The organism is Amycolatopsis anabasis (assembly GCF_009765355.1).
Classification (GTDB): Bacteria; Actinomycetota; Actinomycetes; order Mycobacteriales; family Pseudonocardiaceae; genus Amycolatopsis; species Amycolatopsis anabasis.
In genome coordinates this window covers 210,753-223,217 of record NZ_VTHK01000010.1, presented here as the reverse complement: position 1 = coordinate 223,217, position 12,465 = coordinate 210,753, and the positions used below count along the sequence as shown (strand labels likewise).

Annotated in this window: 10 protein-coding genes; 5 read left to right on the top strand and 5 right to left on the bottom strand. The window is 71.4% G+C overall.

Annotation, left to right across the window (positions count from 1 at the left end; genetic code table 11):
- Window position 1: 1 nt before the first annotated feature.
- Entirely contained in the window at window positions 2–538 is a 537-nt protein-coding gene (locus tag FXO23_RS16135; RefSeq protein WP_158885559.1) for a methylated-DNA--[protein]-cysteine S-methyltransferase, read from the top strand.
- 61 nt (window positions 539–599) lie between these two features.
- Here the strand turns inward: FXO23_RS16135 and FXO23_RS16130 are convergent, their stop codons facing one another.
- Window positions 600–1,739, bottom strand: a complete 1,140-nt coding sequence (locus FXO23_RS16130) for an FAD-dependent oxidoreductase (protein WP_158885557.1) — start codon at window positions 1,737–1,739, stop codon at window positions 600–602.
- Between the two features lie 110 nt (window positions 1,740–1,849).
- Between FXO23_RS16130 and FXO23_RS16125 the strand changes: the two genes are divergently transcribed.
- Entirely contained in the window at window positions 1,850–2,560 is a 711-nt protein-coding gene (locus FXO23_RS16125) for a TetR/AcrR family transcriptional regulator (protein ID WP_158885555.1), read from the top strand.
- A gap of 69 nt (window positions 2,561–2,629) precedes the next feature.
- Here the strand turns inward: FXO23_RS16125 and FXO23_RS16120 are convergent, their stop codons facing one another.
- The 3 genes from FXO23_RS16120 to lysX all read right to left on the bottom strand — a co-directional run bounded on the left by FXO23_RS16120 (window position 2,630) and on the right by lysX (window position 7,319).
- A complete protein-coding gene (locus FXO23_RS16120; protein WP_158885553.1) occupies window positions 2,630–3,229 on the bottom strand; it encodes a DinB family protein in 600 nt (199 codons plus the stop codon).
- Between the two features lie 86 nt (window positions 3,230–3,315).
- Complete coding sequence (locus FXO23_RS16115; protein ID WP_158885551.1) at window positions 3,316–3,978, bottom strand: DUF998 domain-containing protein; 663 nt, start codon at window positions 3,976–3,978, stop codon at window positions 3,316–3,318.
- The gene (gene lysX, locus FXO23_RS16110; protein WP_158885549.1) at window positions 3,975–7,319 is read right to left on the bottom strand and encodes a bifunctional lysylphosphatidylglycerol synthetase/lysine--tRNA ligase LysX; all 3,345 of its coding nucleotides are present in this window, start codon (window positions 7,317–7,319) and stop codon (window positions 3,975–3,977) included. Before lysX ends, FXO23_RS16115 begins: the two co-directional genes overlap by 4 nt.
- A 314-nt stretch (window positions 7,320–7,633) precedes the next feature.
- On the opposite strand from lysX, the gene panB reads away from it, so the two are divergent.
- The 3 genes from panB to pip all read left to right on the top strand — a co-directional run bounded on the left by panB (window position 7,634) and on the right by pip (window position 10,786).
- Window positions 7,634–8,515: a 3-methyl-2-oxobutanoate hydroxymethyltransferase gene (panB, locus tag FXO23_RS16105; protein WP_158885547.1), complete on the top strand. Its 882-nt coding sequence runs from the start codon at window positions 7,634–7,636 to the stop codon at window positions 8,513–8,515.
- A gap of 229 nt (window positions 8,516–8,744) precedes the next feature.
- On the top strand, window positions 8,745–9,725 hold the full coding sequence (locus FXO23_RS16100; protein WP_158885545.1) for a right-handed parallel beta-helix repeat-containing protein: 981 nt from the start codon (window positions 8,745–8,747) through the stop codon (window positions 9,723–9,725).
- Window positions 9,726–9,823: 98 nt separating this feature from the next.
- Window positions 9,824–10,786, top strand: a complete 963-nt coding sequence (pip, locus tag FXO23_RS16095) for a prolyl aminopeptidase (RefSeq protein WP_158885543.1) — start codon at window positions 9,824–9,826, stop codon at window positions 10,784–10,786.
- 157 nt (window positions 10,787–10,943) lie between these two features.
- Here pip and FXO23_RS16090 read toward each other — a convergent pair whose 3' ends face one another.
- Window positions 10,944–12,404, bottom strand: a complete 1,461-nt coding sequence (locus FXO23_RS16090) for a PucR family transcriptional regulator (protein WP_158885541.1) — start codon at window positions 12,402–12,404, stop codon at window positions 10,944–10,946.
- Window positions 12,405–12,465: the final 61 nt, after the last annotated feature.

Below are 12,465 nucleotides of genomic sequence, written 5' to 3'. Positions count from 1 at the left end.
CATGACCGCACAAGGCTTCGCGCTCTTCGACACCGCGATCGGCTGGTGTGGAATCGCCTGGGGCGAACGCGGCATCGTCGGCGCGCAACTGCCCGAGGGCAGCGAGCACCGGACGCGCACGCGCCTGCGGCGGCGATTCCCGGAGACACCCGAAACCGAGCCGTCCCCCGCGATGCGCAAGGTGATCGACGACGTCGTCGAGTTGCTCGCGGGCGGGCAGCCGGACCTGTCCGCCGTCGAACTCGATATGACGGACGTGCCGGATTTCCACCGCAGGGTCTACGAAATCGCGCTCGCGATTCCGCCGGGCAAGACGCTCACCTACGGCGAGGTGGCGCACCGACTCGGCATGCCGGGTTCGGCCCAGGCCGTCGGCCAGGCACTGGGCCGCAACCCGTTCGCCCCGGTCGTGCCCTGCCACCGGATACTCGCGGCGGGCGGCAAGGACGGCGGGTTCTCCGCGAACGGCGGGGTCGCCACGAAACGCCGGATGCTCGTGATCGAAGGCGCGCTCGCCGAGGAGCCCACGCTCTTCTGACGGGAACGCCGGGCCTGGTCGTCGCGAGAGGACGACGAGGGTGGCGACGAGCGAGCCGGGCTCATCGGCTCTGCCCGCGCCCGGTGAGGAAGTTGATCAATTTCTGGGCTGGGTTGTCGCCGGAGAGGGCCTCGAAGAGCTTGGCGCTCTCGGTGGCGACCCTGGCGCTGCGGGAGAACATGCCCTGCTCGTATTCGGCGAGGGCGGCCTCGACGTCGCCGGGATGCGCGGCGAGGGCCTTGCCGAGTTCGGCGCCGTCGAGCATGGCCAGATTGGCGCCTTCGCCGTCCGGGGCCGAGAGGTGGGCGGCGTCGCCGACCAGGGTCACCCCCGGCACCCGGTCCCACCGGTGCCCGATCGGCAGAGCGTAGTGCGGGCGCAGGACCGGCGCGGTGTCGCCGTCGGTGATCAGCGCGGTGAGTTCCGGTGCCCAGCCGTCGAATTCCCGCGCGATCCGCGCGGTGGCCGCGGCCGGATCGGTGAAGTCGATGGCGGCGAACCACTCCAGCGGTTCGGTGAGCAGCACGTAGGTGTGCAGGGTGTCGCCGCTTTCGCGGTGGGCCTGGATCCCCTTGCCCGGCGTGGGGCCGTGCGCGCCCATCGATCCGCCGCCGACCGCTTTCGCGGTGGCGGGATGGCGGGTGTCGGCGTCGAACAGGTAGGTCTCGACGAACGACCTGCCGACGTACTCGGGTGTGGCGGCCGACAGCAGCGGCCGGACCCGTGACCACGCGCCGTCCGCGCCGACCAGCAGGCTCGTGGCGACGGTGGCGCCGTCGGCGAAGGTCACCTCGTGGCGGCCCTCGCCGAGAGCGCGGACTCCGGTGACCTTGTGGCCCCACCGGACGGTGCCGGCCGGGAGTGAATCGAGCAGGATCCGCCGCAGCTCGCCGCGCTGCACCTCGGGGCGGCCACCCGTGCCGTCGTCGGCTTCTTCGAACAGGACGGTCCCGTGCCGGTCGAGGAGCCGCAGCGCCTGGCGGCCCTCCAGGATGAGGCCGCGGAACTCGTCCATCAGGCCGGCCGCCTCGACGGCGAGCTGCCCGTTGTAGTCGTGGATGTCGAGCATCCCGCCCTGCGTGCGCGCCGTCGGGGAGGCCTCCGCCTCGTAGACCGCGGCCGGGATGCCGTGGACGTGCAGGACGCGGGCCAGGACGAGGCCGCCGAGTCCGGCGCCGATGATCGTGACGGGGGTGCGCATGGTGGCTCCTTCGGGACGCGGGCCGCCCGGTGAGCCCCGGCCGACCTCTCTGGAATGCTGTTCCAGACTACCATGTTGGAACGCCGCTCCAGACGTGTCAAGATGGCGGCATGACACCGCGGACACGCAAGTCGGAGCGGCGTGCCGAGGCGCTCTCCCGGGAGCGCATCGTCGAGGCCGCCGTCGAGCTGCTCGACGAGGCCGGTGCGGGCGGGCTGACGTTCCGGGCGCTGACCGAGCGCCTCGCCACCGGCCCCGGGGCCATCTATTGGCATGTGGCGAACAAGGACGAGCTGCTCGCCGCCGCGACCGACGCCGTCGTCGCCGCCGCTCTGGCCATCGAGCCCGCCGAGTCTCCGGGCTCGCCGCAGGACGAGATTCGCGCCGTCGCGTTCGGCCTGTTCGACGCGATCGTCGAACACCCGTGGCTCGCCACGCAGCTCTCGACACAGCTCTCCCGCGTCCCCTGGGGGCCGGTGACGCCGCGGATCTTCGAAAGCGTCGGCCGACAGGTCCGCGCGCTGGGCGTGCCCGAGGGCGGCTGGTTCACGGCGACCTCGGCCCTGGTGCACTACGTCCTCGGCGCCGCCGGCCAGAACGCCGCGAACCACGCGAGCGTCCGCGCTCTCGGGGCAGACGTGGACCGCGTCGATTTCCTCGACGCCGTGGCGAGGGCCTGGGACGAACTCGACCCCGACGACTACCCGTTCGTCCGGGCGGTCGCGAACGAGATGCGTGCGCACGACGACCGCGAGCAGTTCCTCGCCGGGGTCGATCTCATCCTCACCGGCATCACCACGGTCCACCCGCTCACCACGTAGATCACGCACTCCGCGGGCCGTTCGAGTCCGTGGGCCGGCTAGCCGCCTCGACTCGATTCAGTGGGGAATCTAGGCAGGCTGCACCTCCGACTCCGGCTGCCACGGCTGCAACCACGGCGTCGCCGGCCAGCCCTCGGCGGCGGCCATCAGCGGGAACGCCGTGCCGCCGTCGACGTGCTCGCGGATGATGTCGGCGTGCCCCGCGTGCCGGGCGGTCTCCTCGATGAGGTGGAACAGCACCCAGCGGACCGACCAGGCCGCCACGTCCTTCGGGTACCACGGCACCCCCTGGGGCACCGGCACCGGTCGACCGAGATCCTCGATCCCGGCGACGGCCTCCTCGGTCTCCCGCGCGACCAGGTCGTAGAACTCCAGCACGCCCGCCAGGGTCTCGTCCTCGCCGAGCCGGAACGCCGCGAGGTAGTCCTCCGGACCGGACAGGACGACCTTGGGTTCCTCGCGCTGCAGCATGACGTCCATCCAGCCGCGCTCGGTGGTGGCCACGTGCTTGATCAACCCGCCGACGCTGAGCGTGCTCGCCGTCGGCGTGGCCCTGGCCTGCTCGTCGGTCAGGCCGTGCGCGGCGATGCGCAGCACTCGCCGCTGCTGCGCGAGATACGCCAGCAGACCATCCCGCTCGTCGGCGATCGGGCGCACATTTCCATCCATCTCGGATCCTCCTCGCAGGGACCGGACCGGCCGGTCGAGTTGGGAGGATCCTCGCATTCGGCACCGACAATTTCGACGGTGCCGCGTCACCCGCCTCGAGGACCACGTCCACCCGCGGTCCCGGCCCGGAGCAGGCGGTAAGCCGCGCCGAACAGCGCCAGGGCGACCACGACGAGCTGGACCTGGAGCACCAGGCCCGCGAAGTGCCCGGGGCCGAGCGGGTTCAGCACCACGATCGCGAGCCCGGTCACCGCGACGACCGCGAGCACGATCCGCAGCAGCACGCGATCGACCCCGGACGCGAGCCGCTCGGCGCCCAGCGCCGCGAAGAACATGCCGAAGTTCGACGCCGCCGAGGACGCCACGTGCATGGTGTCCGCGAGCGACAGCGAGCCCGCCTCGTCCTCCAGGCGGCACGCCTCGCTCAGCGAACTCGAACAGTCCAAAGAGAACAGCGCGCCCAGCAGCACGCCCGCCCCGAACAGCACCATCCCGCCGAGCACCAGGCCCATCGGCCAGCCGGACGGGAGCAGGCGCGCGAGGAACGGGACGCTCGCCAGCAGGGCCGACCCGGCCACCAGATCGGTCACCCGGAACAGCACGTGGAACGGCTGCCCGTCGGCGCTCAGCTCGCTCACGTAGGCGTGCACCAGCGACAACCCCGTCGGGAGGACGAACACCAGGAGCCACGCCGAATAGAACACCGCGGCGACCGCGAGCACCGCCGCGGCCGATCCGCGGGCGGTCATGTTTTCGGCCTGGCGAAGGGGAAAAGGACGGTCTGCCGGATCGACGCTCCGGTCAGCAGCATGAGCAGCCGGTCGACCCCGAGGCCGAGCCCGCCGGTGGGCGGCATGCCGTGCTCGAGGGCCACCAGGAAGTCCTCGTCGAGCTCCATCGCCTCGACGTCACCGCTGGCCGCGCGCAGCGACTGCGCCTCCAGGCGGCGCCGCTGCTCGATCGGATCGGTCAGTTCGGTGTACGCCGTGCCGATCTCCGCGCCGAACGCGATCAGGTCCCAGCGTTCGGCCAGCCGCGGATCGCCGCGGTGCTGGCGGGTCAGCGGTGACACGTCGGTCGGGTAGTCGGTGTAGAAGACCGGTGCGGTGGTGGCCGGTTCCACCAGGTGCTCATGCGCCTTGAGCACCAGGTCGCCGTGGCCCGCCTCGTCGCCGAACTGGACCCCGGCGCGGCGGCACAGCTCGCGCAGCCGCTCGATCGGCGTGCCCGGATCGACCGGTTCGCCGAACGCTTCGGACACCGCGTCGTGCACCCGGACCACCGGCCAGTCCCCGGAGATGTCGTGTTCGGCGACCTTCCCGTCCGGTCCCGGCCGCCGCACGATCTGCGCGCCGTAGGCGGCTTCGGCGGCGTGCTGCACGAGTTCCCGGGTCAGCCGCCGCATGCTGTCGTAGTCGGCGTAGGCCTGGTACGCCTCGAGCATGGTGAATTCGGGGTTGTGCGTGGCGTCCACGCCTTCGTTGCGGAAGTTGCGGTTGAGTTCGAACACCCGCTCCACCCCGGCCACGCACAGCCGCTTCAGGTACAACTCGGGCGCGATCCGCAGGTACATCCGCATGTCGTAGGCGTTGATGTGGGTGACGAACGGCCGCGCGTTCGCTCCACCGTGGACGGTCTGCAGCATCGGCGTCTCGACTTCGAGGTAGTCGCGCGCGTGCAACCGGTCGCGCACCGCGCGGACCACCGTGCTGCGCAGCCGCAGCATCTGCGCGGAGTCCGGGTTGACCACCAGGTCCAGGTAGCGCTGACGCACCCGGGTCTCCGGATCGGTCAGGCCCTTTCGCTTGTCCGGCAAGGGATGCAGGCATTTCGCGGTGACCGTCCACTCGGACACCAGCACGGACAGCTCGCCGCGTTTGGACGTGACGACCGCACCGGAAACGCCCACGTGGTCGCCGAGGTCGACCCCGTCCCGCCACCCGGTCAGCGGCAGCCGGTCCGCGTCCAGCATGAGCTGCAGTTCGCCGCTGAAGTCCCGCAACCGCGCGAAAACCAGCCCGCCCAGGTTGCGGATCGCGATGACCCGGCCGGCCACCCGCACCTGGTGCCCGGTGTGCGTGTCCGGTTCCAGCTCGCGGTACTTCTTCACCACGTCACCGAGCAGGTGGTCGCGTTCGAACCCGACCGGGTACGGGTCGATTCCCGCTTCCCGCAAGCGATCCAGCTTCGCGATCCGCACCCGGACCTGTTCCGGGCGGCGCTGCGGCCGCGGGGTGACCCGGGCGGCCTTCGCGTCGATCTCCTTGACCCGCGCCACGAACTCGTCGGTGACGTGCTCCATGTGCAGCACGCGCGGCGCGGCGCCGATGCTCGGCACGAACCCTTCCAGCGCACCGGCCACGATCCCGACCCGGGGCAGCTTGCGCGCGGAGGTGTAGCAGAGGAACCGGGGTTCCCAGTCCGGCCCGTACTTCGCGTTGGACCGGTACAGCGATTCGAGCTGGAAGAACCGCGACGCGACGCTCAGCACCGAGCGCCACGCGCGCAGCACCGGGCCCGCGCCGATCCGCTCGCCCTCGGCGAAGACCGCTCGGAACATCGCGAAGTTCAGCGAGATCCGTTGCGCGCCAAGGCGTCCCGCGTTCGCGACGACCTCGGTGAGCATATATTCGTTGAGCCCGTTCTCGGCTTCGCGGTCGCGGCGCATCAGGTCCAGCGAAAGGCCGCGGCGGCCCCAGGGCACGAAGGACAGCAGGCCGCGCAACCGTCCCTTCGCGTCGTAGGCCTCCACCATGACGCAGCGGCCGTCGGACGGATCGCCGAGCCGGGACAGCGCCATGGAGAACCCGCGCTCGGTCTCCGCGCCCCGCCACTGCTGGGCCGCGGCCAGCAGTTCGGCCATCTCCGCGGCGCCGATCTCCGAGTGCCGCCGGACCCGGCTGGTGTACCCGGCGCGCTCGATCCGGCTGACCGCCTGCCGGACCGATTTGCGCTCGGGCCCGGCCAGGCTGAACTCGCGCACGTCCAGTACCGCTTCGTCGCCGATCTCCAGGGCCTTCAACCCCGCGTCGGTGTACACCTGGGCGCCGCGTTCGCTCGCCCCGAGCACGCCGGGCGCCCAGCCGAAGCGGTGCGCCTCGTCCAGCCACTCCTGCACGGCCTGCGGCCAGGATTCCGGATCGCCGATCGGGTCGGCGCTGGCCACCGTGGTCCCGGCGAGCACGCGATAGGTGACCGCGGCGCGGCCGTTCGGCGCGAACACCACGCTCTTGTCGCGGCGGGTGGCGAAGTAGCCGAGCGAATCCGGTTCGCCGTGTTCGGCCAGCAGCGCGCGCAGCCGCAGTTCCTCCTCGTCGCTGCGCAACCGGCGGCTGCGCACCCCGCGGAAGAACGCGTACAGCGCGGCGCCCAGGGTCAGCGTGCCGCCGAGGTCGAGCAGGACGTCCAGCCAGCCGGGCCCCTCGCCGACCCCGAGGCGGCGCAGCCGGAACAGTTCACCGGTCGCGTGGTTGGCGGCCCAGGCGAACCGTTCCCAGGCGTCGGTCAGCGTCCCGGGGAACACCTCGGTGAGGCCCCAGCCGACCACCACGACCGCGGCCATCCCGCCGATCAGCACCGACAGCCCATGCCGCCAGGCGCCGGGGGCGAGCTGGGCGGGAAAAGCCGGGCGCAGCGCGAGCAGCAGCGCGACCAGCCCGAGCGAGACGACGTCCGAGACGACCATCGTCCAGACCCAGTCCGGGATCTCGGCGAACTCGTGCGGTTCGAGCTCGAGCACTTCCGGCGACCAGATGAGGGTGGCCTGGACCAGCAGGACCAGCAGCAGCCCGCCGACCTGGAACAGCACCAGGGTGTAGAGCGCGGCCCGCTTGCGGCGGCGCAGCGCGGCGCCGAGGACGGCCAGCGCGAGCACGATGACCAGGTTCGAGTCGACCGGGATGCTCAGCAGCGAGAAGGTGTGGACGACGACCCGGTGGAACCGTTCGTGCTGGTCGCCGAAGAACCACAGCAGCAGCGAGAAAACCGCGCCGACCTGCACGACCGTGGCCACGACGCCGCCCGCGCGGCGTTTCCACCGCGGCACGCCCGGCGCCCAGTCCTGACCCTGCTCGCTCGTCGCGTGTCCCATCCTCGCCCCTGCTCACAGCCCTTGGACGCTCAGTGAACCCCGGTCGTCCGTCATCCTGCATCGTCCGAGAGTCTGATCCGGTGCGCACCATAGTTCCCTCGTGGGGTGGACTCTTGTGCGCATCAGGTCCGGGCCCCTCTTGTCCCGGGACGTGCCGGTGCCGGACTCGTTGCCCGGTTCGCGCGGTCCGGGTGCCTGTGTGAAGCTGGTCGCAGCCCCTTGGGGCCTCCCCTCCCCCGGTGCGACGCTGGATTTCTCCAAATCCACGACCCGGGGACCTCGCCGAGGCCTCGAGGGAAGGATGGTCGACGAAGATGTCTACCCAACCCAGTTCCGGTTCCGGTGAGGTGGCCGCCCCGTACGGCAGCGGCCCTTCGGCCCAGGCTTCGAAGCCGGGCAAGAAGGTTCGCGTCCACCACCTGCGCGAGCTGAAGGAACGCGGCGAGCCGTGGCCGATGCTCACCGCCTACGACATGTACACCGCCCAGTTGTTCGACGAGGCCGGGATCCCGGTGCTGCTGGTCGGCGATTCGGCCGCGAACAACGTGTTCGGCTACGACACCTCCCTGCCGGTGACGGTCGACGAACTGCTGCCGCTGGTCCGCGCGGTGACCCGGTCGGTCAAACGGGCGCTGGTGGTCGCGGATCTGCCGTTCGGCTCGTACCAGCTCTCCCCGGAGCAGGCGCTGGCCACCGCGGTCCGGTTCATGAAGGAGGGCCGGGCGCACGCGGTGAAGCTGGAGGGCGGGCGGCGGTTCGCGCCGCACGTCGAGGCGCTGACCTCGGCCGGGGTGCCGGTGATGGGGCACCTCGGGTTCACCCCGCAGAGCGAGCACAACCTGGGCGGGTACCGGGTTCAGGCACGCGGCGAGGCGGCGGACGTGTTGCTGGCCGACGCGCTGGCGCTGCAGGAGGCGGGCGCGTTCGCGGTGGTGATGGAGATGGTGCCCGCCGAGGCCGCGAAACGGGTCACCCACGAGCTGAGCATTCCGACGGTCGGCATCGGCGCGGGCCCGGACTGCGACGCGCAGGTGCTGGTGTGGCAGGACATGGCCGGGCTGCGCCGCGGCAAGGCGCCGCGTTTCGTGAAGCGGTACGCCGATCTGGCCGGGGTGCTCTCCGGCGCGGCGACCGCGTTCGCGGACGAGGTGCGCCGCGGCGAATTCCCCGCCCCGGAACACGCCTTCCACGACTGAAGTTCCCCGGGGACCCCTCCCCCGCACCTTCCCCCAATGTGGCGTTGGTGGCGTCGGTTTCCCCCACTGTGGCGTTCGGGGCGTTGAGCGTCCCGAACGCCACATTGGGGGCACTTGAGCACCCGATGTGTTCATGTATGTGAATGTAGGTCACGTCCTTGACGCTGTTCGGACTGTGTCCTAACGTTTACCCACCGCCGCCGCGGAAGCCTCGACGAGGAGGAGCTTGATGCGTGCAGGGGTACGGATCACGGTCACGTTCGGCGCGGTGCTGGCGGCACTCGCACTGCCCGGTACCGGTGCGACCGCGGCACCGGCGGTGACCACGGTGAACACCTCCGCCGAACTCACCCGGGCACTGTCCACAGTGCACCCCGGGGACACGATCCAGCTGGCCGAGGGCAAGACCTTCACCGGCAACTTCAAGGCGGCGGTGAGCGGGACCGAGAGCGCCCGGATCACGCTCAGGGGGCCGCGCAGCGCGGTGATCAAGGCGAGCGGCGGCCGGACGCTGGAACTGACCGGGAGCAACTGGAACATCGAGGGTTTCACCATCACCGGCGGCCAGAAGGGCCTGATGGCACTGGGCGTCAGGAACACCGTGGTGGACGGGCTGAAGGTGCACGGCATCGGGCACGAGGCCATCCACTTCCAGCACGGGAGCAGCGACAACGTCGTCAAGAACTGCGAGATCAGCGACACCGGGAAGGAAACGCCGGACTACGGGGAAGGCATCTACTTCGGCTCGGCGAAGAGCAACTGGCCCGGCGGCACGCCGGACAAGAGCGACCGGAACCAGGCGTTGCACAACCGGATCGGGCCGAACGTCGCCGCCGAGGCGATCGACGTCAAGGAGGGCACCACCGGCGGCACGCTGGACGGCAACACCTTCGACGGCACCGGCCAGACCGGCGCGAACTCCGGCGACAGCTGGGTCGACGTCAAGGGCAACGGCTACCAGGTCACGAACAACAAGGGCAGCAAGGTCTTCGTGACCGACAAGAGCTACGGCGGGTTCGAGGTGCACGTCCAGCTCTCCGGGTGGGGTGAGCGGAACACGTTCGCGAACAACACCGCCGATGTGCGGTCCCAGTACGCCTACGGCTTCTACGTCCACAAGGACGGGCTGGGCAACAAGGTCTGCGCGAGCAACAAGGTGACGAACGCCGGCAAGGGGTTCAGCAACGTCGGCACCGCCAGCGGCTGCTGAGAGCCGCCCACGGACGGGGGCCCGCTCGGTCTGGCGGCGGGGGCGGGCCCCCACCCTTACCCGTGCGCGCGTCCGGCGCGCACGGCAGAGTATGCCGCATGGAGGATCTCTACCCCGCGATCGAACCGTCCGAGCACGGTTTCCTCGACGTCGGCGACGGTCACCGCGTCTACTGGGAGAGCTGCGGGAATCCGCGGGGCAAACCGGTCGTGGTGCTGCACGGCGGGCCGGGCAGCGGGATCTCCCCGATGGCGCGGCAGCACTTCGATCCGGCCGCCTACCGGATCGTGCTGTTCGATCAGCGCGGTTCCGGGCGCAGCACCCCGCACATCGGCGAACCGGACGTGGACCTGTCGGCGAACACGACCTGGCACCTGGTCGCGGACATGGAACGGCTGCGCGAGCACCTCGGCATCGAACGCTGGCAGCTCTTCGGCGGCTCGTGGGGCGCCACCCTCGCGCTCGCCTACGCCGAAACCCATCCGGAACGGGTCACCGAGATCGTGCTGCGCGGGGTGTTCACCGCGCGACAGTCCGAATTGGACTGGATCTACAACGGTGGCGCGGCGGCGGTGTTCCCCGAGTACTGGCACGACTACCTCGCGCCGATTCCCCGGGATCGGCGGCAGGACCCGATTTCGGCGTACCACGAACTCGTCTACCACCCGGACCGGGCGGTGCGCGAGGCGGCGGCGATCGCGTGGAGCACCTGGGAGGGCGCGATCGTTTCCCTGGTGCCGCAACGGGGTTACCTCGCCGACTACGCGCGGCCCGGGTTCGCGGTGACCTTCGCGCGGATCGCGCTGCACTACTTCACGCACGGCGCGTGGCTGGACGAGGGTCAGCTGATCCGGGACGCGGCCAAGCTCGCCGGGATCCCCGGGGTCATCGTGCAGGGGCGGTACGACGTGGTGTGCCCGCCGACGACCGCGTACGAACTGCACCGGGCGTGGCCGGGCTCCCGGCTCGCGCTCGCGGACACCGCCGGGCACGCGGTCACCGACCACGGCATCCTGCGCCTGCTGCGTGAAGCCACCGACGAATTCGCCCACCGGAGCTAGCGTTCAGGGACCTGAAACGCTTTCAGGACACCGGGTCCCGGGCTCGGGAGGAAGGGAGCTTTACTACGGTTGAACAGTAGTAAAGGTCCCCCGCTCCCGGAGAGCGATAGCGAAGGTCCCTTCCTGCCGCGGCGTCCCGGAAGGTGGGGGCCGGGGGTCAGCGCGGTCCCGGGTCGACCTGGAGGGCGAGCCAGAGTTCGCTGCGCAAGCCGGGGGAATCCAGGCTGCGGCCGGTCAGTTCCTCCACCTTCCGCATCCGGTTCCGCAACGTGTGCCGGTGCACCCCGAGCCGCGACGCCGCGAGGTCCCAGTGCCCGTGGTGTTCCAGCCAGCAACGCAACGAAACGACCAGATCCCCGCGCCCGGTTTCGTCGTGCCGCCGCAACGGGGCGAGCAGCGCGTCGGCGAACGCCCGGGCGGTGTCCGGATCGAGCAGGTCGAGCAGCCCGCGCCCGGCGTGTTCGGCGAACCGCAGCACCGGGACCCGCGCCGCCTGGGCCGCCCGCGCGGCCTGTTCCGCCTGCCGCAGCCCGTCGGCGAACCCGGCCCGGCCCACCGGTTCCGAGACGCCCGCGTGCACGCCCCCGACACGCGCGGTGAACGCCTCCGCCCAGCCGTCGTCCGGCGCGATCACCACGACCAGCCCGCCGGATTCGGCGAAGAACACGTCCTCCAGCGCGTCGGCCGCCGCCTGCCGCGCCGACGCCGACCCGGCCAGCGCCACCACCGGCCACGGCTCGAGCGGGAGACCGCCCCACAAGGTGGTGATCGCCCGGACCGCCAGCTCGGCCTGCCCCGCGGCGAGCAGTTCCAGCAACCCGGTGCGCACCCGGCGCAACGCCCCCTCCTGCTCGCGATTCCGTTCCAGCGCAAGGGAAAGCAGCGAGGCCGCGGTGTTGACGATGTGCTGGTCGGCCGGATCGAGCGATCGCCGCGCGGCGACCACCAGGAACGACCGGGGCCGGGTGTCCAGGGCCTGGATCACCACCTCGTGCCCGTCGATCCGGCTCCCCGCGCTGGCGACCCGGCTGCGCAGGCGCGTCAACTCCGCGCCCAGCCCGGCGGCGAGCGACCGGGCCGACGCCGGGACCGCCTCCAGCGGCGTGCCCCCCGCGTCCAGCAGCAGCACCGACGCGTCGACCAGCCGGGCCAGTTTGCGCACGACCGCACCCGCGCCCCGCTTGCCGACCGCGGTCCGGGTCAGTTCCTGCTGACCACGTCCGGTGCGCACGAGCGACGCGTACTCGTCGGCGGCCACCGCGCGCGACACGGTCCGGCTGATCGCGATGAACGGGGTCCGTTTCGGCACCTCCAGCAACGGCAGCCCGGCCGCGCCCGCCGCTTCGACGAGCCCGGGCGGGATCTCGTCGTGGACCAGGCCGGTACCGAAACCGATCCCGGCGACCCCCGCGGCGGCCAGCCTCCGCACGTATCCCGCCGGTTCGGCGGGGTTGAGCCCGATGGTCAGCAGCAGTTCCCCGCCTTCGAGGAACGCGGTCGGATCGGCCAGTTCGGTCGCGTGCACCCAGCCGATCGGCCGGTCCAGCTCCGCCTCCCCGGCACGCACCCGCAGGCCGAGCGATCGCTCGGAGGCCAGGCCGCGCAGGGTGAGTGCCATAACGGACAAGTGTAGGCGCCGACCTCGCCGAATCGGCCACTGCCGGACCGGGGCGGCGGGC

Bases quoted from the DNA above. Each gene is read 5' to 3' on its own strand.
- FXO23_RS16115 (WP_158885551.1), bottom strand. From the start codon at position 3,978: ATGACCGCCCGCGGATCGGCCGCGGCGGTGCTCGCGGTCGCCGCGGTG.
- FXO23_RS16100 (WP_158885545.1), top strand. From the start codon at position 8,745: ATGCGTGCAGGGGTACGGATCACGGTCACGTTCGGCGCGGTGCTGGCG.
- FXO23_RS16135 (WP_158885559.1), top strand. From the start codon at position 2: ATGACCGCACAAGGCTTCGCGCTCTTCGACACCGCGATCGGCTGGTGT.
- panB (WP_158885547.1), top strand. From the start codon at position 7,634: ATGTCTACCCAACCCAGTTCCGGTTCCGGTGAGGTGGCCGCCCCGTAC.
- FXO23_RS16130 (WP_158885557.1), bottom strand. From the start codon at position 1,739: ATGCGCACCCCCGTCACGATCATCGGCGCCGGACTCGGCGGCCTCGTC.
- FXO23_RS16090 (WP_158885541.1), bottom strand. From the start codon at position 12,404: ATGGCACTCACCCTGCGCGGCCTGGCCTCCGAGCGATCGCTCGGCCTG.
- pip (WP_158885543.1), top strand. From the start codon at position 9,824: ATGGAGGATCTCTACCCCGCGATCGAACCGTCCGAGCACGGTTTCCTC.
- FXO23_RS16125 (WP_158885555.1), top strand. From the start codon at position 1,850: ATGACACCGCGGACACGCAAGTCGGAGCGGCGTGCCGAGGCGCTCTCC.
- lysX (WP_158885549.1), bottom strand. From the start codon at position 7,319: ATGGGACACGCGACGAGCGAGCAGGGTCAGGACTGGGCGCCGGGCGTG.
- FXO23_RS16120 (WP_158885553.1), bottom strand. From the start codon at position 3,229: ATGGATGGAAATGTGCGCCCGATCGCCGACGAGCGGGATGGTCTGCTG.